Origin of the sequence: Novilysobacter erysipheiresistens (genome assembly GCF_036663935.1) — a bacterium.
Classification (GTDB): domain Bacteria; phylum Pseudomonadota; class Gammaproteobacteria; order Xanthomonadales; family Xanthomonadaceae; genus Novilysobacter; species Novilysobacter erysipheiresistens.
Genome location: NZ_JAXGFP010000002.1, coordinates 79,502 through 104,498 on the forward strand (window position 1 = coordinate 79,502; position 24,997 = coordinate 104,498).

Annotated in this window: 24 protein-coding genes; 7 read left to right on the forward strand and 17 right to left on the reverse strand. The window is 67.3% G+C overall.

Going from position 1 to position 24,997, the window contains the following annotated elements; all coding sequences use genetic code 11:
- The first annotated feature begins 148 nt into the window (after positions 1-148).
- Complete coding sequence (locus SNE34_RS03525; RefSeq protein ID WP_332614790.1) at positions 149-1,960, forward strand: DUF885 domain-containing protein; 1,812 nt, start codon at positions 149-151, stop codon at positions 1,958-1,960.
- Between the two features lie 14 nt (positions 1,961-1,974).
- Here the strand turns inward: SNE34_RS03525 and SNE34_RS03530 are convergent, their stop codons facing one another.
- The 7 genes from SNE34_RS03530 to SNE34_RS03560 form a co-directional block, all read right to left on the reverse strand.
- Positions 1,975-2,325 (reverse strand): VOC family protein, encoded by a 351-nt coding sequence (locus tag SNE34_RS03530; RefSeq protein WP_332614792.1) that lies wholly within the window; start codon positions 2,323-2,325, stop codon positions 1,975-1,977.
- Positions 2,326-2,643: 318 nt separating this feature from the next.
- Positions 2,644-3,117: a hypothetical protein gene (locus SNE34_RS03535; protein ID WP_332614794.1), complete on the reverse strand. Its 474-nt coding sequence runs from the start codon at positions 3,115-3,117 to the stop codon at positions 2,644-2,646.
- A gap of 157 nt (positions 3,118-3,274) precedes the next feature.
- Positions 3,275-3,598 carry a hypothetical protein gene (locus tag SNE34_RS03540; RefSeq protein WP_332614795.1) on the reverse strand — a complete coding sequence of 108 codons (324 nt, stop codon included), beginning with the start codon at positions 3,596-3,598 and terminating at the stop codon, positions 3,275-3,277.
- 164 nt (positions 3,599-3,762) lie between these two features.
- Positions 3,763-4,245, reverse strand: coding sequence for a hypothetical protein (locus SNE34_RS03545; RefSeq protein WP_332614796.1), 483 nt, complete (start codon positions 4,243-4,245; stop codon positions 3,763-3,765).
- Positions 4,246-4,255: 10 nt separating this feature from the next.
- Positions 4,256-4,645: a hypothetical protein gene (locus tag SNE34_RS03550; protein ID WP_332614799.1), complete on the reverse strand. Its 390-nt coding sequence runs from the start codon at positions 4,643-4,645 to the stop codon at positions 4,256-4,258.
- A gap of 34 nt (positions 4,646-4,679) precedes the next feature.
- Complete coding sequence (locus tag SNE34_RS03555; protein ID WP_332614800.1) at positions 4,680-5,264, reverse strand: hypothetical protein; 585 nt, start codon at positions 5,262-5,264, stop codon at positions 4,680-4,682.
- Positions 5,265-5,286: 22 nt separating this feature from the next.
- The gene (locus SNE34_RS03560; protein ID WP_332614802.1) at positions 5,287-8,916 is read right to left on the reverse strand and encodes a class I SAM-dependent DNA methyltransferase; all 3,630 of its coding nucleotides are present in this window, start codon (positions 8,914-8,916) and stop codon (positions 5,287-5,289) included.
- Between the two features lie 124 nt (positions 8,917-9,040).
- On the opposite strand from SNE34_RS03560, the gene SNE34_RS03565 reads away from it, so the two are divergent.
- Both SNE34_RS03565 and SNE34_RS03570 read left to right on the forward strand, forming a co-directional pair.
- Positions 9,041-10,261 carry a PAAR domain-containing protein gene (locus SNE34_RS03565; RefSeq protein WP_332614805.1) on the forward strand — a complete coding sequence of 407 codons (1,221 nt, stop codon included), beginning with the start codon at positions 9,041-9,043 and terminating at the stop codon, positions 10,259-10,261.
- A complete protein-coding gene (locus SNE34_RS03570) occupies positions 10,258-10,773 on the forward strand; it encodes a hypothetical protein (RefSeq protein WP_332614807.1) in 516 nt (171 codons plus the stop codon). Before SNE34_RS03565 ends, SNE34_RS03570 begins: the two co-directional genes overlap by 4 nt.
- 53 nt (positions 10,774-10,826) lie before the next feature.
- Here SNE34_RS03570 and SNE34_RS03575 read toward each other — a convergent pair whose 3' ends face one another.
- Positions 10,827-11,051 carry a hypothetical protein gene (locus SNE34_RS03575; protein WP_332614810.1) on the reverse strand — a complete coding sequence of 75 codons (225 nt, stop codon included), beginning with the start codon at positions 11,049-11,051 and terminating at the stop codon, positions 10,827-10,829.
- Positions 11,052-11,172: 121 nt separating this feature from the next.
- Between SNE34_RS03575 and SNE34_RS03580 the strand changes: the two genes are divergently transcribed.
- Positions 11,173-11,730: a peroxiredoxin gene (locus tag SNE34_RS03580; RefSeq protein WP_332614812.1), complete on the forward strand. Its 558-nt coding sequence runs from the start codon at positions 11,173-11,175 to the stop codon at positions 11,728-11,730.
- A gap of 9 nt (positions 11,731-11,739) precedes the next feature.
- Here SNE34_RS03580 and SNE34_RS03585 read toward each other — a convergent pair whose 3' ends face one another.
- Positions 11,740-12,159, reverse strand: a complete 420-nt coding sequence (locus SNE34_RS03585; RefSeq protein ID WP_332614814.1) for an Lrp/AsnC family transcriptional regulator — start codon at positions 12,157-12,159, stop codon at positions 11,740-11,742.
- A gap of 135 nt (positions 12,160-12,294) precedes the next feature.
- Between SNE34_RS03585 and SNE34_RS03590 the strand changes: the two genes are divergently transcribed.
- Both SNE34_RS03590 and SNE34_RS03595 read left to right on the forward strand, forming a co-directional pair.
- Positions 12,295-13,344, forward strand: a complete 1,050-nt coding sequence (locus SNE34_RS03590; protein WP_332614816.1) for an ornithine cyclodeaminase — start codon at positions 12,295-12,297, stop codon at positions 13,342-13,344.
- A gap of 224 nt (positions 13,345-13,568) precedes the next feature.
- Complete coding sequence (locus SNE34_RS03595) at positions 13,569-14,168, forward strand: DUF1579 domain-containing protein (protein ID WP_332614818.1); 600 nt, start codon at positions 13,569-13,571, stop codon at positions 14,166-14,168.
- Between the two features lie 73 nt (positions 14,169-14,241).
- On the opposite strand, the gene SNE34_RS03600 is transcribed toward SNE34_RS03595, so the two are convergent.
- Positions 14,242-14,868: a glutathione S-transferase family protein gene (locus SNE34_RS03600; RefSeq protein ID WP_332614820.1), complete on the reverse strand. Its 627-nt coding sequence runs from the start codon at positions 14,866-14,868 to the stop codon at positions 14,242-14,244.
- Positions 14,869-15,075: 207 nt separating this feature from the next.
- Here SNE34_RS03600 and SNE34_RS03605 point away from each other — a divergent pair, with 207 nt between their 5' ends.
- Positions 15,076-16,464: a S8 family peptidase gene (locus tag SNE34_RS03605; RefSeq protein ID WP_332614822.1), complete on the forward strand. Its 1,389-nt coding sequence runs from the start codon at positions 15,076-15,078 to the stop codon at positions 16,462-16,464.
- 70 nt (positions 16,465-16,534) lie between these two features.
- Here the strand turns inward: SNE34_RS03605 and SNE34_RS03610 are convergent, their stop codons facing one another.
- The 7 genes from SNE34_RS03610 to SNE34_RS03640 are packed head-to-tail and all read right to left on the reverse strand — an operon-like array spanning position 16,535 to position 24,930.
- Complete coding sequence (locus SNE34_RS03610) at positions 16,535-17,623, reverse strand: DUF1615 domain-containing protein (RefSeq protein ID WP_332615664.1); 1,089 nt, start codon at positions 17,621-17,623, stop codon at positions 16,535-16,537.
- 17 nt (positions 17,624-17,640) lie between these two features.
- Complete coding sequence (locus tag SNE34_RS03615) at positions 17,641-18,594, reverse strand: glutaminase (RefSeq protein WP_332614824.1); 954 nt, start codon at positions 18,592-18,594, stop codon at positions 17,641-17,643.
- 38 nt (positions 18,595-18,632) lie between these two features.
- Positions 18,633-19,154 carry a hemerythrin domain-containing protein gene (locus SNE34_RS03620; protein ID WP_332614827.1) on the reverse strand — a complete coding sequence of 174 codons (522 nt, stop codon included), beginning with the start codon at positions 19,152-19,154 and terminating at the stop codon, positions 18,633-18,635.
- Between the two features lie 56 nt (positions 19,155-19,210).
- A complete protein-coding gene (gene pdeM, locus SNE34_RS03625; RefSeq protein WP_332614829.1) occupies positions 19,211-19,855 on the reverse strand; it encodes a ligase-associated DNA damage response endonuclease PdeM in 645 nt (214 codons plus the stop codon).
- Complete coding sequence (locus SNE34_RS03630) at positions 19,839-22,331, reverse strand: ligase-associated DNA damage response DEXH box helicase (RefSeq protein WP_332614830.1); 2,493 nt, start codon at positions 22,329-22,331, stop codon at positions 19,839-19,841. Before SNE34_RS03630 ends, pdeM begins: the two co-directional genes overlap by 17 nt.
- Complete coding sequence (locus SNE34_RS03635) at positions 22,328-23,932, reverse strand: ATP-dependent DNA ligase (RefSeq protein WP_332614832.1); 1,605 nt, start codon at positions 23,930-23,932, stop codon at positions 22,328-22,330. Before SNE34_RS03635 ends, SNE34_RS03630 begins: the two co-directional genes overlap by 4 nt.
- Positions 23,932-24,930, reverse strand: a complete 999-nt coding sequence (locus SNE34_RS03640; protein WP_332615666.1) for a ligase-associated DNA damage response exonuclease — start codon at positions 24,928-24,930, stop codon at positions 23,932-23,934. Before SNE34_RS03640 ends, SNE34_RS03635 begins: the two co-directional genes overlap by 1 nt.
- Positions 24,931-24,997: the final 67 nt, after the last annotated feature.

Genomic DNA, 24,997 nt, shown 5'->3' on the forward strand with positions numbered 1-24,997 from the left:
GCCAACCTGCCGGTTCTACCTTGCCCTGTGGATGCCGTGCAGTACCGGAGGATGGGTCGGCAGCTTGGGCAAAGTCGCGGCGGCCGGTCGGCAAGACAGTGGCATCACGCGGTGCGAAGATGCGGCAGACCCCGTATCGAGACGCCTCGTGAAGACTGCCCTCTCCCTGCTGATCGCCGCCCACCTCGCACTCGCTGCCGTTCCCGCCGTCGCCGCCGAGCAACCGTCGACGCCCAACGCCGCTGCAACGGCCTCCGCGGAAGACCAGCGTTTCGAGGCGATCTACGAGCGCGAATGGGCGTGGCGGGTGGAAGAGTTCGGCATGGCCGACGAGGACAGCGAGGGCGACACCGCCCAGCACACGCTGCCGTCGGTCGACGCCGCCAGCCAGGCCGCGCGCCTCGCGGTGTGGGAGCAGGTGCTGGCCGAGCTGGACACGATCGACCCGGCCGCGCTCTCGCCGGAGAACCGGATCCACCTCGCGGTGTACCGCCCGCAGGTCGAGAACCTCGCCGCCGAGGTCCGCTTCCGCAGCTACGAGATGCCGTTCAACTCCGACTCCTCGTTCTGGTCGAGCCTGGGCTTCATGGCGCGCGGCGAGTTCGAGTCGGTCGACGACTACCGCGCCTACATCGACCGCGTGGCCGACGTGCCGCGCTACTTCGACGAGCAGATCGTCAACATGCGCGCCGGCTTGGCCCGCGGCTTCAGCGTGCCGCGCGCGGTGCTCGACGGTCGCGACGTGTCGATCGCGATGGTCGCCGAGCTGGACGACCCGACCGAATCGCCTTTGTATGAACCGTTCAAGCAACTGCCCGCGACGATTCCCGCCGACGTGCAAGAGCAGCTGCGCGCCGACGCCCGCAAGGCGATCGCCGAGCGCGTGATCCCCGCGCACCGGAAACTGCTGACGTTCTTCCGCAAGGAATACGTGCCCAACGCCCGCACCACCCTCGGCGCCTCGGAGATGCCCGGCGGCGAGGACTGGTACCGCCAGCAAGTCCGCGAATACACCACGCTCGACCTGACCCCGGACGAGATCCACCAGATCGGCCTGGACGAAGTCGCGCGGATCCAGGCGCAGATGGACGCCGTCATCGAGCAGACCGGCTTCGAGGGCAGCTTCGCCGAGTTCCTGCAGTTCCTGCGCACCGACCCGCAGTTCTACGCCAAGACCCCGCAGGAGCTGCTCAACCACGCCGCGTGGATCGCCAAGCGCATCGACGCGGTGGTCGGCGACTACATCGGCACCCTGCCGCGCGCGCGCTTCACCATCATCCCGGTGCCGCCGGAGATCGCGCCGTTCTGGACCGCCGGCCGCGGCGGCAACAGCACCTACTGGCTCAACACCTACGACCTGCCCTCGCGCCCGCTGTACAACCTGCCGGCGCTGACCCTGCACGAGGCCTCGCCCGGCCACGCGCTGCAGGGCGCGCTGGCCAAGGAGCAGGACACGCTGCCGGACTTCCGCCGCAAGACCTACATCTCCGCGTTCGGCGAGGGCTGGGGCCTGTACGTCGAGAAGCTCGGCGAAGAGATGGGCATCTACGAGACCCCCTACCAGCAGTTCGGCCGCCTCACCTACGAGATGTGGCGCGCCTGCCGGCTGGTGATCGACACCGGCGTGCACACCAAGGGCTGGACCCGCGACCAGGCGCTGGCCTACCTGCGCGACCACACCGCGCTGAGCGAGCACGAAGTCACCACCGAGGTCGACCGCTACATCTCCTGGCCGGCGCAGGCGCTGAGCTACAAGCTCGGCGAACTGGCGATCGTCCGCCTGCGCGGCGAGGCGGAGCAGGCGCTGGGCGCAGACTTCGATATCAAGGCCTTCCACGACATGGTGCTGGCGCTCGGCTCGGTGCCGCTGCCGGTGCTGGAGACGCAGGTGAGGGCGTTTGTTGCCGACTCGCAGGCGGCAGCGAAGGCCAAGGAACAGGAGTCGGTCGCCGCGGGCTGAGCCGGGCGATCCGGCTACTGGTGCACGAGGATGTTGACCAGCTTGCCGAACGGATCGCGGACGTAGAACCGCCGCACGCCCCACGGCTCGTCGACCGGGCCGTATTCGAACGCGATCCCCGCGGCCTCGACCCTCCGCACGGCCTCGTCGAGATCGTCCACCTCGATCGACAGGTCCGGCACCGGCGTATCGGAACCGCCCTGGCTGGCGAAGGCCACCTGCACCGTCATCTTTGCGGCGGAGCCGTAGGTGCGCAGCCAACCGTGATCCATGAGCAGATCGAGCCCAAGAATGTCGCGGTAGAACGCGTCTGCCTTGGCGACGTCGGTGGTGCTGATGTTGGCTACGATGCGCTGGACTTGCATCCGTGTTCTCCTGTCTAACGCCTCGCGGCGGCCAAGCGGTTTCCAGTATCCAACAGCGGCGTTCCCTGCTCCATCGCCGGACAAAACCTGTCCAATCGTGGAGAACAGGATGCCCGGAACTGGACAAAATTTGTCCAACGCCGAAGGGCGTTACTCCAGTTGCGAGGCAAGTCGCTACCACCCCGCGGCTGATCGCTCCAGCCTCCGGCCAGTAACCCCGACGGTCAGAGCGTTCTGCTCCGTGTTTCGGGCGTTTTCGCACGGCGGAAAAGAAAAAAGCCCCGTTTCCGGGGCTTCTCTCTGCAGCGGTCGAGCGATTTACTGCGCCGGCACCGGCTCCGGGGCGGACGACGAGCGCGAGAAGCGCTCGGCCAGCGCCTCGCTCAGCGCCTCCAGGCCCTTGTTGCGGCCGGTCACCTTGAGCAGCGCATAACCCTCCAGCGCGGTGTTCATCGCATCGCTGCCCAGCGCCATCTCCGAATCGGCGACGCGCTCGGCCAGCCGCTGCAGGCGCGCCAGCACCGGGCGCAGCGCATCGACCGCGCGCAGGTCGGCCTGCGCCTCCTCCAGCCGCAGCGCGGCGGGCACCACATCGGGGTTCTGCTCCAGCACCATCAGGGTCTGCCGCACGAACGCCTCGGACTTGTTGCCCATCTTGGTGATCTGCCGACGGCTGTCGTTGTCCAGCGCGACCAGCCGCCCGGCCAGGCGCGACTCGATGTCGGTCAGCGAAGCGCCGATGGCGGTGATGTCCTCGTCGACCAGCGAGAGGGAAAGAAGGTCCTGACTCATGACGTTTTCCTTGTCATTGATGCACCCGGCCCAGTGCCGTGCGCGAAAGTGCTCCGCCGCGTCCGTGTGGCGTGTTCCGGTGCCGTGGGACGGCCGGAGCGTGGGGGATTGTGGCAGAAAGCAGCCAGCGAGCTGAACCGCATCGACCCTGGCGCTATCAAAAGGAACTCATGATTCCCGTGTAGCGCGCCAGCGCGGCGACCACGCCCATTGCGCTCTCTTCTTTTGGCGGCAAGTAAAGCGCGCTGGGCAGCATGACCAACCCACGCTCCCGGCCCGGCGCAAGGCACAGGAAGCCGCGCTCCCACTCGTTTCGATCATGCCAGCGAAGGAAAAGCTCGAAATGCTGATCGTTGCACTCCTTTACGACGTCCGCGATCGTGCTGACCGAGCGCTCGCCACCGGAGACGTGATCCCTTCCATTCCAGACGAACTCAACCGGCACGCCTCCCTCAAAACAAGCGTGGAACCGCTCTTCCACGAATGCTCCACCGCCTTCGTACCCAGCGAAGTAACCCGCGATCGATTCGGACGATAATTGCGTCCACGAGAAGTACCAGCGGCAGCGGAATGGCGGGACAAGCGACCCGTCGCGGTCGTCCCATCGACCGGCCAAGACTCCACCTTTGCCCGACACCGCCCGCATCAAACCGCCGGCTTTTCCAGTCCGGATACCTCGATGGCCGCTACTTCATCCAGCGACACCATCCGTTGACTGGAGCGCTCCACTGCGCTCTCGGAGAACAACTGCGGATGGCGAAGCACCACGGCCTCGAAGGCGTAGTTTTCCAGCCCAATCTCTTGCAACGCTGTGAACCCAGCCGTCCCATCCGGGCGGTCCACAGCATGTTCAATCGCCGGGATGATTCCGCGGCGCTCGATCATCTGCCACGTCCGGCGGGCTGGCACACGTCTGCCGTGCTTCGCGCGAAGAATCTCCTCGTACGCATAAATCGCCGCTAGACACTCACGTTCCGCCGCGGAGCCTGCACCGTGCGCTCCCGCGCGCAATTCCACGGCGCGCTGCTTAGCTTGTGCCGCCAGATCACTCCGACCCAGCTTGATGGCGTTCCGAGCAAACACCTCGCACTGCTCCGGCGTCATCAGTTTCTTAACTCTGTCGTCCATACCACCCCCGTCACGTGTCATTTGATGCGTTCATGCCTAACAGCTGAGCCAAACGCTCCACACCACTATGGGTGTGGTGATCCACTCCTGAAAAAAAATAGACCCTGGCACTCTCAAGTGCCCTGCGGGTAGACGAAACTCCGTCAACCGTGACGACTTGATCGTGCGCCGCGAAACGGAACTCGTTCTCTGCGTCAAAATCGTGGATCGTGGCAATCATCTGGTTGTCCACCACGAACGGAAAGCCGTGCTCATGCTCGATCCCAAGGACATAGCAATGCTGTGCAAGATCAATGCGCACTCGCCCATCGGGGCGAAACCTTCCCCACCTGTTTGTCGCCCCGGTGACCTGAAGCGCGCGCTCCAGGACTTCCCCACGCACCCATATGTTGTCGGTCATATCTGTCACTCATCAACCTCTCGCGCGGTCACCTTCAGTTCGGTGCGCCGTGCTCCCAAAGGGCCAAATCGAACACTCTCTCCCTGAACCACTTTTCCTGTGCAAGCCGAGAAATCGAGTCGACCGTGGGGTGCCACGTATCCAGGAATGGCTGCAGATCCGCCAGCGATGCCACGGCGCCATCGATTTCCCCCTCCCTCTCGACGTATGCGCCAAGCCAGGACCTTGCGTACTCGGCGTAATCCCGATTTGCAAAGCGATAGCCCAGCTTCTTCAGTGCTGCGACGGCGCGCGAGTCGTAAATCAGATAGGGGTGTCGGTGCTTCCACCAGAGCAGCTTTGAGGCTGCGGACAGGTTGAAGGAGCCGAAGTCCCGCCTGAAGCTCTCCGCCAGATTCTGAACATTCGATACCGGACTCGGTCCATCTGCAGCGTTCACTGCGCCCAACACGATGTTCGCTGTCGTATGGCCACCGATTCCTCTGAAACTTCTTGATATCCGGAAATGATGCATGGCCTTCCGGAGCGACTCTGGCGACCAGGACGCAGCGAGCATTTGGAATACCGGTCGCTCCGACTGCTCCCATAGCAGCAGGTACCGCATGGCGTAGTACGACATGGGATGCTCGAACGTCCCGCGATTAAGTCGACGCATACGCACCATCCTGCTCCTGCGCGCGGCCAAGGGCGACCAGCATTTCCAACAGCTTCGGGAGCCGCTTCTTCCACGGCCCGCGCGCAGTAAACCTTGCGGCGATCTCATCGACTGAGAGCGGGACGGGGCTTGCAGCGATGACGTCTGCGACGGCGCGGACCTGGTCGACGGCGTCCTTGGGCCACGGGGTCGGTTTGGTGGCGATGGGGGCGGCGCTGGCGGGTTCGGTGCGCTCGCCTTCGTCGGGGGTGGTGTCGAGGCCGCGCTGTTCGGGTTCGCGGTGGGCTTCGGGGTTCTGGAACTCGGGGCGGAGCCAGTGGATTTCGCCGCGGGCCTCCAGGGCGGCGCGTTCGGCGTTGAGGGCGACGAGTCGTTCGAGGATGGCTTCGTCGAAGGCGCGCTTGGCGGTGTCTCGCGTGCCCTCATCCGCCCTTCGGGCACCTTCTCCCGCAGGCGGGAGAAGGGACGTGGGTGCGTCGTTGCCGTGGGCGATGCGCAGCAGCGGCAGCAGGTCGCCCCAGCCGTAGGCGTGGAGGACGGCTTCGTCGAGTTCGTCGTGCAGTTGGCGCAGGACGGAGACGAGGCCCTGTTCGTGGATGGTGCGTTCCTTGGCGGTCAGGGGTTCGCCGCTGCGCAGTTTTTCCACCACGTTGTACATGCCGGTCAGGGTCAGGCCGGGATGGGCGGCCTGCTGGCGCTTGCGGTGGGCGTCGAGTTGTTCGGCGAGGTCGCGGATGCGGTCGGAGGGGTATTCGCCGTAGGTCTTGGTGGGACCTTCGTTGCCGTCGGCGTCTACGAAGGAGATGCCGATGGGGCCGCCGAATTTGTCGGCTGTATGGAAGTTGGGGAAGGGAAATGTTTCGAAGCAAGTAGTTTTCGTATAGCGCGGCCGATCCTCCAATGTTCCACCAGCTGCAAGTGCCCAAGCACCGTGAACTGTGCTGCTAAGAACGCCAAGGAACTCGGCTTGCTCGATCGCGATCGCCACGAGCATATCGTCGGGAAGAACTTCCACATCGCAGAAGACGAAGAACCGATGCTTTGCGACATATGCGGTAGCGATGTATTTCGTGATACCGCGCATTGAGACCCGTAGGTCCTCGTTGCTCCTCCTGTGAAGCCACCACTTCTCTCTTAGATCTTTGTCTTTCTGGACATCACGATCCGGTTTTACGCGATCGAATAGCCACTGATACACCGCAGGAAATTTGTCACGCGCTTGGTCGAGCGACAGCCCATGCATGTCTATGACTCGCATGCCGCGCGACACCTGCGTTAGGTCGCGACCATTCATGTAGGGACGAAGACGCGCCTCAATCCCCGTGACCTCTCCAAGCCCGAGCGCACGGGCCTGATCCTCCGTGACAGTCATTCCATCACCGTGAGGAATGACACCGCGATTGCTAACCCGGCTATTCGCCAACAACGGAACCGCGCCAGCGACGTTCGCTCCCACTTTCAGATCAGCGTAGATCAGACCACGCTTCTCGTGGAGCGTGACTTCAACTTCGTCGCGCCCTTCCTGCTCTGCGACCACCTGACGCAATACGCTTGGGCCGTCACCAAGTCGACCCACCGTCATAGCAATCCGCACCGCCGCCCCGTCGGCCGTATCCACCCACGGGTGATCCGGAATCGCGAACACCAGCGACAGCGGCTGCTTCTTGTCCCCCAGGTGCGGCTCCAGCACGCGGCGGTTGAACGACTGCCGGATCGAATTGGTGGTGATGAAGCCGAAGCGTTCGACGGCTCCGCGGCGGGTCAGCTGGGCGGCGTGATGCCACCAGTACATGACGAAGTCGGCGGACTCGGGCATCTCCGGCCACGCGCCGCGTAGTGCTTCGACGTAACCGTCACCCAGCGCGGTGCGCATGCGCTTGTTACCAATGAAGGGCGGATTCCCAACGATGAAATCCGCCTCCGGCCACGCCGCCTTGCGCGGATTGACGTACTGCTCCACCGGCCGGCGAGCGGTCTCGTCGGGCACCTGCTCCCCCGTCACCGGCGACACCTTCATCGTCTCCCCATCCCACCGCGTCACCGGCACGCCGGCCTCGTCGGTGACGTACTGCACGTCATCCCACGCCAGCACGGCATCACGCGTCTCGATATTGCGGAAGTCGCGGATCACCGGTTGCGGCGGGTGCACGTCGCCGCGGGTGCGGAAGTGCCATTGCAGGTAGCCGATCCACAGCACCACTTCGGCGATAGCGGCGGCGCGGGGGTTCTTCTCGATGCCAAGCAGGTTGTGCGGGTCGACGGTTTCGCCGGCGGCGGCGTCGGCGCGTTCGCCGTCGAGGGCGAGGCCGGTCTGGCGGTAGCCGAGTTCGTCGAGGGCGTTGAGCACTTCGCCTTCCAGCCGCTTGAGGTGCTCCAGCGTCACGTACAGGAAGTTGCCGGAGCCGCAGGCGGGGTCGAGCACGCGCACGCTGCACAGGCGGTGGTGGAAGCGGCGCAGCTCGGCGATAGCGTCCTTGTGCTTGCCCTCGTCGGCCAGGGTGCCGGCGGCGGCCTGGGCCTCGGTCCACTCCTTGCGCAGCGGTTCGATCACGGTCGGCAGGACCAGGCGCTCGACGTAGGCGCGCGGGGTGTAGTGGGCGCCGAGCTTGTGGCGGTCCTTCGGGCTGAGGGCGCGTTCGAGCAGGGTGCCGAAGATGGCGGGCTCGACGTGCTGCCACTTGGCGTGGGCGGCCTCGGCCAGCAGGGCGACCTGCTCGCGGTCGAGCGGCAGGATGTCGGGCTGCTTGAACAGCTTGCCGTTGAAGCGCAGCACGGTGTCCCTGACCACCGCGGAGAACTCGGTGCCGGCGTCCATGTCGATCCACAGCTGGCGGACCATGCGCATGGCGACGTCGGGCTGCTCGGCGTGGGTCACCAGCAGGTCGCGGAAGGCGTGCTCGGGTAGCAGCTTCACGTCCTCGGCAAACATGGTGAACAGGCAGCGCATGAGGAACTGGGCGACCAGCTCCGGCGGGTGGCTGGCCTTCTCCAGGCTGCGGGCGAGTTTGGCCAGGCGCTCGGCGATCTCGCGGGTGACGCGGGCGGACTCGCGGCTGGGGTCGAGGTTGAGCGGGTCCAGCCAGATGCGGCGCAGGCGGTCGCGGACCTCGGGCTTGCGCAGGTCGGCCAGGGCGATGCGGTGGCTGCGCGGGTCCGGGAACGGGACGTAGGTGCCGCCGGAACGGCTGAATTCGGAATACAGCTCGATGCGGTGGCCGACGTCGACCACGATGACGAACGGCGGCCGGCCCTCGGCGGCGGGAAGCGCGCGGGCGTAGTTCTCGGCCTGGCTGCGGGCGCGCAGCAGGGCGTCGTCGAAGCCCTTGGTGTGGCTGCCGAGCTTGAGCTTCTTGGACTCGAGGACGAACGCGCCGCGGCGGTACAGGTCGATGCGGCCGGCGCTGCTGCTGCCGTCACCGTGGCTGAAGGTGATCGGCCGCTCGAACATGTAGTCGAGCTCGGGCGTGGGGTGCGGGGTGTCGACGCCGAGCAGGTGGCACAGGTCGATCAGGAACGATTGCGAGGTCGACAGCTCGGAGGCGGTAACGCCCTGCCATTTGCTGATGAAGGCGTCGGCGGCGCCGGTGTTGTGCGGAGCGCTGTCTGCGTCGGCCACGTATGGGTCCCCACCCTGCGGTTGCGAGTTGCAGGGCAGGATACGTCATGGGGTTGCAGCAGGTGAGACGGTGGACAGGGAGCGCGTAGACTCTGGCGTGTCCACTGCCGGACAAGGAGAAAACATGACAAGGATGTGGGTTGTACTGGGCGATGCCACCACCGGCGGTGGCCAGGTCATCAGCGGGTCGCCTTTCACCGATATCGACGGTCTTCCCGTCGCGCGCGTCAACGACAAGGCTACCTGCCCGCAGCACAAGGGCACGTTCCCGATTGTCGACGGGGACCCGACCACCATCATCGACGGCGAGGCCGTCGCCCTGCACGGGAGTTCGCTGGCCTGCGGCTGCAAGGTGTTGGCGGTGAAGCAGGTACGGGTTTTCCTGGATGCGGGTGGTGGCGCGGGTTCCGCGGTGGGTGGCGCCTCGACGAGCGCCACCGCGGCCGCGGTCGCCACGACCAGGCCTGTTCCGGACCCGATGGCTGCCGCCAATGCCGGGCCTGCCTTCGACGAACAGATCCGGTTCGTTGGCCCCACGGGTGTGGCCCTGTCGAACATCGGCTACGTGCTTCATCTAAAAGATGGAAGCAGCATCGACGGGGTGACCGATGACGATGGCCGGACCGGACGCGTGACGACCTCGGCACCGCTCGGCATCAGCCGGGCCGAGCTGTCCGCTCCGCCGCAGGCGTCCGGTTGCTGCGGCGCGGCCGGCCTCCCTTCGCAAACGGTGCAGGTAGCGCTGGCTGGCGTCGGGACCAATGGCAATCAGGTGGGATCGTCGGTCCAGCAGGCCAGCGCCGGCAAGGCGGAGGACCGCGGTTTGACCGGCGGCGAGATTGCGATGGCGCGACAGGTGTTTGGAGAAGCCATTGATTACGGATCGGTCAAGATCCACAACCATGGCTACTGGTTGTTCTTCGGCTTTCAACAGGAGGACACGGCAGTGGCGCCGAATGGCGAGATATACCTTCCGGCAGACCTGTTCAAACCGGACTTCTCGCTGCTTGGACCGACTGAGCAGCGGTTGTTGATACACGAATTGACGCATGTCTGGCAGTACCAGCTCGGTTATCCGATCAAACGCGTGCGGGCGGTCCGCCCCCACATGAGCTACGCGTACACACTGGGTTTGGGACGAAAGCTGCACGACTACAACATGGAAGCCCAAGGCAACATCATTGCCGACTACTTCACTTTGAAGGTGCACGGCGACAAGCGTGCCCTGTATGAAGCGCAGTACATGTTCAGCACCTTCGATTCGCTGCCGTCGTATCAGCAAACCCTGTCTGAATTCCTCGCGGATCCGCGCAGCGCCAACAACCTTCCACAGGTGACCGAATGAAACGTACGACGACGCTTCTGGCGGGCCTCCTCCTTCCACTTGCAGGTGGGTGCGCCCAGCCCTCCGACTTGTATCAGCGCGCAACCGTCGTGATGGTCGACGAGCAGATATGCGTGTCGGTTGCGGGCGACAGCGGCGACCGTTCACGCTCGACGAGGGTGGCGGGCGTGACTCTGAGTCGAGTCTCAGGTGATCGGACGGAAGCCGTCTGGGAGCTCGACTTCACTGGGGCAGATGAACCTTTCTTTCTCGTCCCCGGGAAATGCCTGCGACCCGGCGCTCCGCATGGCGACGGCGTGGTTGAGGTGCTTCTGGAAACGCCCGTCACGGGCGTGCACTACGCTCTTTCCATCATGGGGACAGTGCCCACGGACGAGCCGGGTGGCGATGGTTTGGCCACCCGCCTCTACCGCGAGAACTTCTGTCTGAAGCAGCAAACCACAAGCGTGACATCGATTGTCCCGGTCCCCTGGGGCGCCGGCCGTCCGCAATGGGAAGTGTGCGCCGATTAGTCACAGGCTCCCTCAAAGAAATATCGAGAGAGCCCGCGTCTGATCCAGCCCGCTCAGTGCTCCGGCCGCGGCCCGGGACCGCCGGGCGTGGGATCGACGATGGGCTTTTCCGGTTGCCCGGGCACGGGGTCGACCGGGCGGTCGGGGGTGGGATCGGTGGGCCGGTCGGGGGTAGGATCGATCGGCCGGTCCGGGATGGGGTCGCTTGCGGGGTGCGGGGTTTGGCCGGGGACGTCGCGCGGGTCTTCGGCGCCGGGCCGGGCGGTCGGGAAAGTCATGGGTCTCTCCGTGGGGAGCGGAAGGCCATCGTGCTGCGGGTTGGGTGGCGGCACCGTGATCGGGCGTAGCATGGGTCCACGCGTGCCGCGGCGCATGCCGCCACTGACCAGGAGCAATGCCATGAAACACCTCAAACTCGCCGTGCTCGGCGCCGTCTGTGCGGCGGCATTCGCCGGCCCTGCCCTCGCCGAGCTCAAGCCCGGCGACAAGGCGCCGGCATTCACCGCACCGGCCTACCTGGCCGGCGAGGCGTTCACCTTCGAGCTTGGCGACGCGCTTGAGCAGGGGCCGGTGGTGGTGTACTTCTTCCCGGCGGCGAACACGCCCGGCTGCAACGTCGAGGCGGCGCTGTTCTCGCAGGCGATCGACAAGTTCAAGGCGCACGGCGCGTCGGTGATCGGCGTCACCGCCGGCAATGTCGACCAGTTGGCCGAGTTCTCCAGCAACACCGAGACCTGCGGCGGCAAGTTCCCGGTCGCGGCCGACACCGGCGCGAAGATCGCCGCCGAGTACGACGCCGTGCTCGACAAGAAGCCCGAGTGGGCGGACCGCACCTCGTACGTCGTCGCGCCCGACGGCACGGTCGCCGCGGCCTACTCCGACCTCAACCCCAACCGCCACGTGCGCGAGATGCTCGCCGCGGTCGAGGCGCTGGAGGTTGAGGGATTGGAGAAGTAACCGCGCCCGCTAGCCGCGGAACGTCTGCAGGTGGACGCTGGTTTCGCTGTTGCTGATGCCGGGGATCTTGCGGATGCGTTCGAGCACTTTCGACAACTCGGCCAGGTCGCCGACGCGCAGTTCGGCGACGAGGTCCCACCGGCCGTTGGTGTCGTGCAGCTCGGCCACGCCGGGCTCGCCGAGCAGCGCGCGGATCACCGAATGCTGATTGCCCTTGACGGCGAGGCTGGTCCAGGCGCGGATCTCGTCGGGCGTGGTGTCGGGGCGCAGGCGCACGGTGTAGCCGACGATCACGCCGTCGCGCTCCAGTTTGGCCATGCGGTTGGTGATGGTGCCGCGCGATACGCCGAGCGCCTGCGCGAGGCTGGCGACCGGGGCGCGGGCGTCGTGCCGCAACTTGGCGATCAGTCGGTGGTCGAGGTCGTCCATTCGGGCAATCCGGCAACAGAAGCTGTCACTTTGCCAGCTTTATGGCGGATACGGCGCAATCCTGCCGTTTCGCGCTGACGCCGGGGTCCGGACAATGGAATCCATCCCGACGTCGCCCCATTGAAGGAGTCCCGGATGACCACCCTGCTGACCACCCACGACATCGCCAAAATCGTCGCCACCCATGGCCTGCCGCAGATGTTCTCGCGCCTGGTGGATTACCTCGAAGCCGACTTCGGTCGCTGGAACGATTTCGACAAGACCGCCCGCACTGCCGCGCACTCCGAGGTCGGCGTGATCGAGCTGATGCCGGTCGCCGACGACAGGGAGTACAGCTTCAAGTTCGTCAACGGCCACCCGGAAAACTACAAGCACGGGTTGTCGACGGTGATGGCGTTCGGCGCGCTGGCCGATGTCGAGACTGGCATGCCGACTGTGCTCAGCGAGCTGACCATGACCACCGCGATCCGCACCGCCGCGACCTCGATCATGGCGGCGAAGAAACTCGCCCGTAAGAACGCGAAGGTGATGACGCTGATCGGTAACGGCGCGCAGAGCGAGTTCCAGGCGCTGGCCTTCCACTACATGCTCGGCATCGAGGAGGTGCGTCTGTATGACGTCGACCCGGCCGCCACCGACAAGCTGGCGGCCAACCTCGCCGACGCCGCGCCGAAGCTGCGCGTGGTCCGCGCGGCCAACACCCGCGAGGCGGTGCGTGGCGCCGACATCGTCACCACGGTGACCGCCGACAAGAAGAACGCGACCATCCTGAGCGCCGACATGATCGAGCCGGGCATGCACATCAACGCCGTCGGTGGCGACTGTCCGGGCAAGACCGAGCTGGACCCGGCGATCCTGACCGCGGCCAACACCTGGACCTATGTCGAGTTCGAGCCGCAGAGCCGGATCGAAGGCGAGCTGCAGCACATGACGGCGGACTTCAAGGTCACCGAGTTCTGGCGCGTGGTTGCCGGCGAGGCCGAAGGCCGCACCGCCGACGACCAAGTGACGATCTTCGACTCGGTCGGGTTTGCGCTGGAGGATTACTCGGCGCTGCGGTTGGTGCGTGACCTGGCCAACGAGTTGAAGCTCGGCAGCAAGACCGACCTGGTGCCAGTGATGGATGATCCGAAGGATCTGTTTGGCGAACTGATGGGGACGAAGGCGCGGCGACAGGCGGCGTAAGGCGGTCGACATCGCGATGTGGGGCGCCCGTCGTGGGGGACTGCGGTGGGCGTTTTTATCTGGGGGATCTGATCGCGGCTGAAGCCGCTCCTACAAAAGCCCGGAAAACCGGAAAGGACGGGGATGGGTGCTTGTCCGATCGGTGGCCGCACGGCGGCCGGAGCCGCGCGCATACTTCGTTGCGCTGTAGGTCCCGCCCGGCTTTTCGACCCAAGGAGAAACCGATGATCCGCACGCTCGCAGTCGCACTGGCACTCGCCACCACCCTCCCCGTCCTGGCCCAGGACGCTCCCCCGGAAATGTCGCCGGAGATGTCCGCAGAACAGGCGACGATGATGCAGGCCTACCAGCAGGCCGGCACGCCCGGTCCGCAGCACGCCGGGCTGGCGAAGACCGCCGGCACCTACGACCTGGCAATCAAGAGCTGGATGTCGCCCGACGCGCCGCCGACCAGCGAATCGGGCACGGCCACGCGTTCGATGATCCTGGGCGACCGGGTGATGGTCGAAGAGGTCGAGGCCACCATGCACGGCCAGCCGTTCACCGGCCACGGCATGACCGGCTACGACAACGTCACCGGCAAGTACTGGTCGACCTGGAACGACAGCATGTCGACCGGGGTCATGGTCAACGAGGGCACCTGCGACGAGCAGGGCGCCTGCAGCTTCACGGGAAGCTGGAACGATCCGGTCAGCAAGCAGGAGGTCGACGCACGCATGACCACCAAGTGGACCAGCCCGACGGTCGAGGTGTTCGAGATGTACGGGCCGGGACCGGACGGCAAGGAGTACAAGATGATGGAGATGACCTACACCAAGCGGTGAGGCATCCATGGGGAACGATCCGGCCCGCGCGCCGTGGTGCGTCGCGGGCCGGATCGGGTACGACAGGGGCGACCTAGGCGGTCGCCAGCAGCTCCGCGTCCTTTGCCGCCGCACGCTGGAACCCCGGGCGCGCCTTGGCCCGTTCGATGTACCGCTCGATCACCTCGCTTTTCGGTACCAGCCCGAACTGCGTGGTCCAGGCCAGCGCGGTGCCCCAGAGCACGTCGGCGGCGCTGAAGCGATCGCCGAGCATCCACGGGCCGCGCGCGAGCTGCGCTTCCAGTGCCGCCAGCATCGAGTCGAAGTCGCGATACGGCGAGACCATCGGCTCCGCCGGTTCGTGCTTCTGCGCGCGGTCGACCACGGCCGGCTCGAAGCACGAGGCGTAATAGACCATCCAGCGCAGGTAGCTGCCGCGCGCGGAGTCGCCGATCGCCGGCGCCAGCCCCGCCTCGGGGAAGCGGTCGGCCAGGTGCAGGTAGATCGCGACCTGCTCGGTCACCACGGTGTCGCCATCGACCAGCGTCGGCAGCTTGCCGAGCGGATTGAGCGCGAGGAATTCCGGACGGCGCTGCTCGCCGGCATGCAGATTCACCAGCTCGATGCGGTAATCGACGCCGAGCTCTTCCAGCATCACGCGGGCGCCGGCGGAACGGGAATGCGGGTGGTGATGGAGGGTCAACGCGGGGGCAGCGGTCATGGGGACTCCTTGATCGAGTGAATGGGGTGGCGCCAGCTTGCGGCTTATTGCGGGCAGATCGTGTCCTGATTTGCCGGACCCGCGACTATGCCACCGCATCGGGTAGTGGCCGCCATCACGCGTGGCGAACGTTCCTCTACTCAAGCTCGCAAATCGTGTGGACACGCTTTCCCGCCCGTTTCGGGCGCAACACCCAGGAGGTATCCCGTGGTCAAGAGTGCCCTGAGCGCCCTCGCGCTCGCGTGTCTGGTGTCTGCCAGCACCCTCCCCGCCCCTGCCCACGCCGCGTCCGGCGGCAAGCAGATCCGGGTCAATGTCCTGCTCGACACCAGTCCATCGGCCGCGGTGCTTGCCGACCTTGGGACTTATGGCGCCGTCCGCGACGTGCTGGTCGGCATCGACGCCGTCAGCATGCGCACCACCGCGAGCGGCCTGGACGCGATCCGCAACCTGCCTTACGTGCTGGCGGCGAACCCGGATGCCGAGCGCCATGGCAGCCCGGTCGACACCGTCAGCGCGACCAATTTCCTCAACGGCGTCAGCACCTGGGACCAGGACGCCGTCGATGTCACCAATCCGGGCGTGCGGACCATGCCCTACAACGGTGACGGCGTGTACGTCGCCGTGCTCGACACCGGCCTGCTCGACACTTGGCGCCAGTACTTCCCGCAGGAGCGCATCGCCAGCGAATTCGCCACCGCGTTCAATGGCGGCGGCGGCGAAAACGGGAATGTCTCCTCGCCGCCCAACAAATGGGAGCACGACCAGAACTCGCACGGCACCCATGTCACCAGCTCGATCCTCGGCTACAGCCTGGGTGGAGTGCCGGTCAACGGCACTGCGCCGCTGGCGACCGTCATCCCGGTCAAGGTGCTGAACCAGAACGGCTCCGGCTGGTCGTCGGTGGTGGCCGCGGGCATCGTGTATGTCGCCGACCTCAAGGCCAGCGGTGCGCTCGGCGATGCGCCGGTGGTGATCAACATGAGCCTCGGCGGCTCGGTGCTCGACGCGGTCGAGAAAGCCGCGATCGACTATGCGATCGGCGAAGGCGTGGTCATCGTCGCATCCGCCGGCAACAGCGGCACCAGCGGAATGGGCTACCCGGGTGCGTATGCGCCGGTGATATCGGTGGCGGCGTCCGGCTGGAACGGCCAGTGGCAACCCGGCGCCGACGGCAACCCGGGCAACTGGTGGAACGCCGACGACGTCGCCGATCCGACGGCGGCGCTCGATTTCCATATCGCCGACTTCTCCAGCCGCGAACTGGCCGGCCAGGACCTGGACGTGGCCGCGCCGGGCTCGTGGGTGGTCGGTCCCTACCAGACCCAGAGCGGCAAGACCTCGTTCTTCTACCTCAGCGGCACCTCGATGGCGTCGCCGCACGTGGCCGGCATCGCCGCGCTGATGCTGCAGAAGAACCCGGCGCTGGACCAGGCGGCGATCGAGGTGATCCTCGAGGACGCGGCGATCCCGATGCTCGCCGGTTGCGCCGATTTGGCCCAGCCGGGCGGTGCGGTGGTCGAGACCTGCTGGGGCGACGACGCCACCGGCGAGGGCCTGATCACCGCCGATGCGGCGATTGACCTGACCCCGTAACAGGACCGAAGCGACCGCCCGGCATGGAGCCGGGCGGCTGCCAAAACCATCTCCTTTCGATGCGCGCGGTTCAACGCGCCATGCAGCGCCGGTAACGGTCGTCCACCCGGGTGGCGAACCAGGCGGTGGTCAATTCGCGGCTGATCTTCGGGCTTTCCAGGGTGATCCCCGGGATCATCGCGCGCGGCAGCGGCTTGCCGGCGCGCGCCTCGGCCAGCGCGAACACCCGCTCGAACAGCGCGCTGTCGTTGAAGTCCAGCCGGTCGCCACGTTGCAGCGCATCGCGGATCGCGCCGTCATCCATGCCCAACCGGTTGCCCAATGCCCGCACCGCGCGCTCGGTTTCCCCGGGCCGGTCCATCGGCGCGCCGGGCGCCAGCAGGTCGCCATCCAGCGCCAGCGAACGCCCGCTCGCCACCGCGACCGCGTTCTGGAACGCCGCATTCCGGCTGGCGTACCAGCCGGCATTGAAGTCGGCGAACCGGTGCACCTTGCGTGTGTACGGCGTGGTGTAACCGAGCAGGTGGTCGATGCCGAAATACAAGCCGCCGCGACGACTGAACACTTCGTCGCGGATGCTGCCGTCGACCGCGTACGGATAGTCGCCGGCACGCGACTCGGCGAACGGGATCGACACCTGCATCGGTCCGCCGGTGTCGACCGGGTTGAAGCCGTCGAACAATTGCTCGCCGAGCGGCACGCGCCCGGTCAGGTCCTCGTACAGCTCGCTCAGCTCGCGCTCGGTACGCACCGCGCGCAGCCGCTGCTCGTAGCTGCGGCCGTCGGACGAGTCCAGCTTGAGCGCAGCCGACACCACGAACCCGGGCACGTGCACTGCCGCGGCGCGCCGTTCGATCTCCGCGCGCGCGATCGCCGGCAGGTTGGCCACGGGCGGGTCGGCCTTGTAGCCCGATTCCTGCTCGATCACCGCCAGCACCGCACAGATGTTTTCCTCGTACGGCTCGATCCCCTGTGCCGCGAAGGCGGCCTCGATGTCCGCCGCCCATCCGGCGCGGTCGTCGACCCTGGCCGGAATCCGCCGGGCGATATCGGCCCGCGCCGCTTCGGGCGCGGGACCGGTGGGCCGCGGCGCGGTCACGCAGCCGGCCAGCACCAGCAGCAATCCGAGGGTGGCACTCCAGCGCAGGCCGGTGCGGATGGACTTGGCGCGCACGCTCAAAACACCGACAGCCCGGTCATCTGCGCGAACCGGTGCAAGGCATAACGCCCGAGCATCGAGTTGCCCTTGTCATCCAGTCCCGGGTACCAGACGCACAGGCTCATGACGTGCGGGGCCACCGCGACGATGCCGCCGCCGACGCCGCTCTTGGCCGGCAGGCCGACGTAGAACGCGAAGTCGCCGGCAGCGTCGTAGGTGCCCGCGGTCATCATCAGCGAGTTGATCCGGGTCGCCAGTTCCCAGCTGACCACGCGCGTGCGCGACACGTCGCAATAGCCGCCGCGCGAGAGGTATTGCACGCTGCGCGCCAGGTCCACGCAGTTCATGCTCAGCGAGCATTGCAGGAAGTAGAAATCGAGCACGGCGTCGACGTCGTTCTCGATGTTGCCGTAGCTGCGGATGAAGTTGGCGGTGGCGATGTTGCGGAAGCCGCTCTCGCGCTCGGATTTCGCCACCACCTCGTCGGCGCCGACATCATGGCTGCCCGAGCGGGCGCGCATGAACTCCAGCAACGCCTGTTCGGGGTTGGCGTAGTTGGACAGAATGACGTCGGCGACCACCAGCGCGCCGGCATTCATGAAGGGATTGCGCGGGATGCCCTTCTCGTACTCGAGCTGGATCAACGAATTGAACGGGTCGCCGGACGGCTCGCGGTCGACCCGGTCCCACAGCGCGTCGCCGATCGCATCCAGTGCCATCGTCAGCGTATGGACCTTGGAGATGCTCTGGATCGAGAACGGCTCGCGCGAGTCGCCGACCTCGTGCACGGTCCCGTCGCGCGTCACCAGCGCCATGCCGAAACGGTCCAGCGGCACGTTGGCCAGCGCGTCGATGTAGTCCGCGACCTTGCCCTCGCCGAAGCGCGCACGGACTTCCTCGTTGATGGTGCCGAGGATGTCCGGCAGGTCGAGCGCGCTGATATCGAACTGGTTCTGGATGGGCTCGGGCATGGGCAGGCGGGTGCGTGGCGGCCTGCCACGCTAACAGGTCAACCGGCCAGCGACTTGGCGACGCCTTTCACGCCTGTCTTCGCCTTCGCTGCGGACACCGCGGCCGCGCCGGCACCGGATTGCTTCCAGCCTTCGTAGTCCTCGTCGAGCTGGGCGCGTTCCTCGGCGGTGAACAGCTCGCGCGCCATCTTGAACATCGTCTTTTCTTCTTCCTTGGCGTGGTGGTCGATCATCTCGGCGAACACCTTGACCCGGCCGGCGAACTCGGGGGTTTCCACGTCCGCCGCATGCACGTCCGGCATCACCGTCTGCTCGACGGCGCGGTGTTCCTCCACCGCCTCCGCGTGGGTCTGCAGGCCGTCGCGGTCCGCACGCTTCTTGAACTCCGGATAGAACACCTGCTCCTCCCACTTGGCGTGCGGCAGCAGGCTGGCTTCGATCTTCTCCAGCAGCTCGGCGCGGCTCTTCTTCGCGCGGTCGGTGGTGGACTTGATCTCCTCGAACAGGTCGCGCACCGCGTCGTGCTCGGTCTTCAGTGTCTTCAGGATGTCGCGTGCCATGGTGATCCTCCGGGGGTAGGTGAAGCGACATTGCTCGGGCAGGCGTGAGCGGAGCGTCACCACCGGCTGGCGAGCAGCTCGCCATCGGCGCAGGCGATCCACTGCGCATCCGGATCGTCGATCCGCCAGCCGCCGGTGAACGCCGAGAACGCCGGCAGGACGGTCTGTCCGTCGCCCAGCAGGAACGCGGGGTACTGCCGCGGCAGTCCGGGCAGTCGCACCACCGGATGCAAATGACCGCACAGCACATGCGCCCCTTCCCCGGCGCGATCGCCCAGCGGATGGTGGCGAAAGCGGAACGGACCGTCGACGACGTCGCCGGGCAACAGGGCAACCCCCAGCGCGGCGGGCTTGAGCGCGCGGTCGTGGTTGCCGGCAACCACCGTGACCTCGACCTGCGGGTGGGCGGCGAGCAGCGTGCGCCACGCCTGCTCGACGTCGAGGTGCCGGGCGCCGTGCAGGAAGTCGCCAAGGATCCACAGCTCAGCGGCGCCGGATTGGCGCAGCAGTCGGTCCAGCCGAGCCAGGTCGTGGCCGGTGCCGCCGCTGGGAACCGCAATCCCCGCGGCGCGGAAAATGTTGCCCTTGCCCAGGTGGACGTCGGCGACCAGCAACCGCTGCCGTCGGGGCCAGAACAGCGCGCGACCCGCCAGCACCTGCACCGGCTCCCCGGCCAAGGTCAGTTCAAGCGCGCCCGGCATGCCGTTGCTCCAGCTGCGCCGCCGCCCGTGCCACCCGCGTCCGCCAGTCCTCGGTGCTGAGCTGGCCGCGGATCGACTCGGCCCACAGCGGGAATGCCAGCGGCGTCAGCCCGCGCGGCCGGTGCAACGCGAGTTCGCGCTCGCGGCAGCACTGCAACACCTCGCGCAGGCGACCGACTTCCAGTTGCCCGTCGATGACTTCGCGCTCGGCCTGGGCCAGCAGCACGTGGCCGGGATCGTGGCGCTGGAGGACGTCGAACAACAGGCCACTGGACGCCTGCAACTGGCGCAACGAGCGCGCCGCCCGACCCGGCAACGACGGCGGCAGCAGTCCGGCGACGCGGGCGACCTCGCGGAACTGGCGACGGGACAGCTCTGCGAGGTTGAGGCCCTGGCGCAGGTCGTCCATCAGTCCGTCCGGCGACAGTAGCCGCCCCAGCAGGGCGGGATCGGGCCAGGCTTCCGCCTGTGCGGTCAGTACCAGTCCGTAGTCACTGACCGCCCAGCCGAAGGTATTGGGCGCCTCGCGCGCCCAGCGCAATGCCAGCAGCGCGGCCAGACCTTCATGGACGGCCCGGCCGGAAAACGGGAACACGAACACGTGCCAGCCCTGGCGGGTCTTGACCGCCTCCACCAGCAAGGTCGCGGGCGTGGGCAGCGCGGACAGGCGCGACTGCAGCTGCAACAGCGGTGCCAGTGCGCGCATCTCGGGGCTCGCCGGCGGGTCGGCTAGGATCGCCTCGACCTCGGCGCCCAGCTCGCTCGACAACGGCATCCGGCCACCCTGCCAACGCGGCACCCGTCCATCCGCGCGCTTGGCGATCCGTACGAACGCGGTCATGTCGCGCAGCTGCACCAGTTCCAGCGTGCGCCCGGCGAACTGGAAGCGCTCGCGCGGCCGCAACCGGCCGATGAAGGACTCCTCCACCGAGCCGAGCCAGCCGCCCTTCATGAAGCGGACCTGTACGCTGCCGTCGCTGGTGATGGTGCCGATCGACAACCGGTGACGGAAGCCGATCCGGCGATCGTGCACGCGGTAGTGGCCGTCGTCGTCCCGGACCACCCGCCGGAAATCCGGATAGTGCTCCAGCGCGCTGCCGCCGCGCACGATGAAGTCGAGCACGGCTTGCCACGCGGCGTCCGGCAGCCCGGCGTACGCATGGGTGCCGCGTACTTCCGCCAGCAGCCCGCCGGGCTCGAACCCACCGCCAAGCGCGAGCGTGACGCAATGCTGCGCCAGCACGTCCAGCGATAGCCGCGGCGGAAGTCGCGCCTCGACCCGGCCGTGCGACAACGCCGCCCGCGCCGCGGCGTACTCGGCCAGCTCCAGCGCATGGGTCGGCACGCAGACCACGTGCCCTGCCTCACCGGGCCGATGCCGCGCGCGGCCGCCGCGCTGCAGCAACCGCGCCATGCCCTTGGGGCTGCCGACCTGCAACACCTGGTCGACCGCCGGGAAATCCACGCCGAGGTCGAGGCTCGACGTCGCAACCACGCAGCGCACGCTGCCGTCGGTCAGGCCGGCTTCGGCGGCAGCGCGCAGCGAACCATCCAGCGAACCGTGGTGCAGCGCCAGCGTCGCCGGATCGTCCAGCCAGACCGACTGCAACGCCCGGTGCCACAACTCGGCCTGCGAGCGCGTGTTGGTGAACAACAGGCTGGAACGCGCCCGTTGCAGCACCTGCGCCACCCGTTCCAATTGCGACAGCCCGAGGTGCCCGGCCCACGGAAAGCGTTCCCCCTCCTTGGGGAGCAATGTCTCCAGCGTCATTCGCCGCGGTCGCGGCGCCGCCACGATGGCTGCGCCAGGCGCGTGTGGCAGCAGCACGTCGCGTGCCTGTTCGAGATTGCCCAGCGTGGCCGACAGGCCCCAGGTCGGCGCGGCGGGCGCGATGGCACGCAGCCGGGCCAGGCACAACTGCAACAGAACGCCGCGCTTGTTACCGAGCAGCTCGTGCCATTCGTCGACCACCACGCCGCGCACGCCGGCCAGCAGCTGTGGGGCATCGGGATACGACAGCATCAGTGCGAACGATTCCGGGGTGGTCACGAGCACGTCGCTGAGGCCCTTGCGCGCCAGCCGGCGATCGCGGGCGGTCGCATCGCCGGTGCGCATCGCTACCGTCCATGGCACGCCGAGGTCTTCGATCGGTTTTTGCATCGCCCGCACGGTGTCGGTCGCGAGCGCGCGAAGCGGGGTGATCCAAAGCAACCGCAGCCGCGGCGGGGCCCCTGCCTTCGCTCGCTTCGGTGCCGCCGCGTCGCCGAGCTTCAATGCCTGCAGCAGCGGCCCGCCAAGCGCGGCCAGTGTCTTGCCGCTGCCGGTTGGCGTCACCAGCAAACCGGACTCACCGGCGAGGTAGCGCCGCCATGCCCTGCGCTGGAAAGGCGCCGGTTTCCACCCACGGCCCGCGAACCAGTCGACCAGCGCCGTGTCGGCCTGCCTTCGTCGCGTGGGAGCGACTCCCTTGGTCACCGGGCCAGCGCCCGGAGGGACTCGATCCGGTCCGCCTCCGACGCCGGCTTGTCGGTGCGCCAGCGCAGGATCCGGGGGAACCTGACTGCCACCCCCGACTTGTGCCGCTTCGACACATTCACACCCTCGAAGCCCAGTTCGAAGACGTGCTCGGCGGTAACCGAACGCACGGGCCCGAAACGCTCCACGGTGTTGGCCCGGATCCAGCGATCCAGTTGCAGGATCTCCTTGTCGTCCAGGCCGGAATACGCCTTGGCGACCGGCACCAGCACGTCGCCATCCCACAGCGCGAAGGTGTAGTCGGTATACAGCGTGCTGCGGCGCCCGGAGCCCGACTGGGCGTAGACCAGCACCGCATCGACAGTCAGCGGATCGACCTTCCACTTCCACCAGTCGCCGCGCTTGCGGCCGTGCCGGTAGGGGGAGTCGCCGCGCTTGAGCATCAGGCCCTCCACGCCCCTGCCCCGCGCTTCCTCGCGCAGGCGCGCAGCGGCCTCCCAGTCCGATGTCCTCACCTCCGGAGACAGCCGCAGCAACGGGTGGGCGGCAGTGTCGAGCAGTTCGGCGAGCAACCGACGACGCTCCAGCAACGGCCGTTCGCGCAGGTCTTCCCCCTCCAGTTCCAGCAAGTCGTAGGCGAGCACCCGGGCCGGCGCGTTGGCGAGCGCCTTGGGCCCCGGCTTCAGCCGCTGGATCCGCGTCTGCAGCGCGGAAAATGGCAGTGGTGCCGGTGCTTCGTCTTTCCATGCCAGCAACTCGCCGTCGATCACCGCGTCGCGCGGCAACGCCATCGCCGCCGCCTCGATCTCGGGGAACCGCCCGTCCATCCGTTCCTCGCCGCGCGACCACAACGCGATATCGCCGTCGCGGCGGATCAGCTGCAGGCGGATGCCGTCCCACTTCCACTCCAGCAGCCACTCGCCGATGTCACCGAGCGTGGCCACCTCCGCTTCCAAAGGCGAGGCCAGGAAGAACGGATACGGCAGCGCCGCGTCGCCGGGCTGCGCGTCTGGCGACAGCAGGCCGTCGAGAAAGTCCGCTGACGGCGTCCATCGGCCCAGCATCCGCTGCGCAATCAAGGCGATGTCCAGCCCCGAGTATTCGGCCAGCGCTTTCTGCACCAGGCCGGCCGACACGCCCACGCGCAGCGCTCCGGTCAGCAACTTGTTGAACACCAGTCGCTCGCCGAAACACAGGCCGTGCCAGGCCGACACGATCACCGCTCGCCGGGCCTCGGGATCGGCGTTGGCCACCGGCACCAGCCGCTGCTCGATCCAGTCCGCCAGGCCGATGTCTTCGCCGGCCTCTGCGGGATCGTCCAACAGCAGCGCCAGCGTCTCTGCGAGGTCGCCAACGGCGTGATGGCTGGCTTCGACCAGCCAGTCGGGGTTGCCGGTTTCCTCGCCGATCCATGCGCGCAATTCGCCAGTCGTGGCGATACGGGCGCGCGCGCCACCGATCTTGCCGCCGGCCAGCAGCCACAGCGCCCACGCGGCATCGCGCGGTGGCGCCTCGCGGAAGTAGTCGACCAGAGCCGCGCGCTTGTCGCCGGTGCCAGTGCTGCGATCGAGCCGTTCGTACAAGGCGGCGAAGCGGCGCATCAATCGTCCTCGCCGTACTGCGTGTTGAACACGCCGGCATCCACGCCGGCATCGCGCAGCACGCGGACCAGCGCCTCGGTGTCGCCGTGGGTGGCGATTACCCGGCGCGCGCCGGTTTCGTGCACGGTGCGCAGCAGCGAGGGCCAGTCGGCGTGGTCGGACACCACGAAACCGCGGTCGAGGTTGCGGCGCCGGCGGTTGCCGCGGATGCGCATCCAGCCCGAGGCGAAGCCCTGTTGCGCGCGGCGGAATCGACGGATCCACGGACTGCCGGCAGCCGACGGCGGGGCAATGACCAGTTCGCCGGCGAAGTCGGCGCCACGCGGCTCGTCGGCCACCCGGAACGTCTCCAGCAGGGACACTCCGGCATTGCGATACACCTGCACGCCGACGTCGATCGCCCCGTGCACCCACGCCGGGCGGTCGGTGTGCGCCGACAGCTCGGCGAGCACGCGCTGCGTCTTGCCGAGTGCGTAGCAGTACAGGATCGCCGCCTCGCCGTTGGCCTCGCATTCCTCGCGCCAAGCCACGATGTCACGCGCCACCTCGGCGGTCGCCGGCCAGCGGTAGACCGGCAGCCCGAAGGTGGCCTCGGTGACGAATACGTCGCACGGCACCACCTCGAACGGCAGGCAGGTCGGGTCGTGGTCGCGCTTGTAGTCGCCCGACAGCACCCAGGTCTCGCCATCGACCTCGATGCGCACCTGGGTGGAACCGAGCACGTGCCCGGCCGGATGGAACGACAGCACGGCACCGCCGATCCGGAACTGCTCGCCGTGCGCATGCACGCAGTAATCCTGCTCGCGCAGTCGCCACTGCAGGATGGGCAGCCCTGCATCGACCACGTGATAGCACCCCATGCCGGGACGCGCGTGGTCGCCGTGGCCGTGCGTGATCACCGCGCGCGGTACCGGCCGCCAGGGGTCGATATGAAAGTCGCCGATCGGACAGTACAGGCCGTCGGGGGTGGTCACCACCAGGTCGGTCGTCGTGCCCAGAAACCACCCCGTCCGCGATGCCGTGCCCGGCTTGCGGGCAGTAGACCAACGCGGGCGTTAGCGGGAC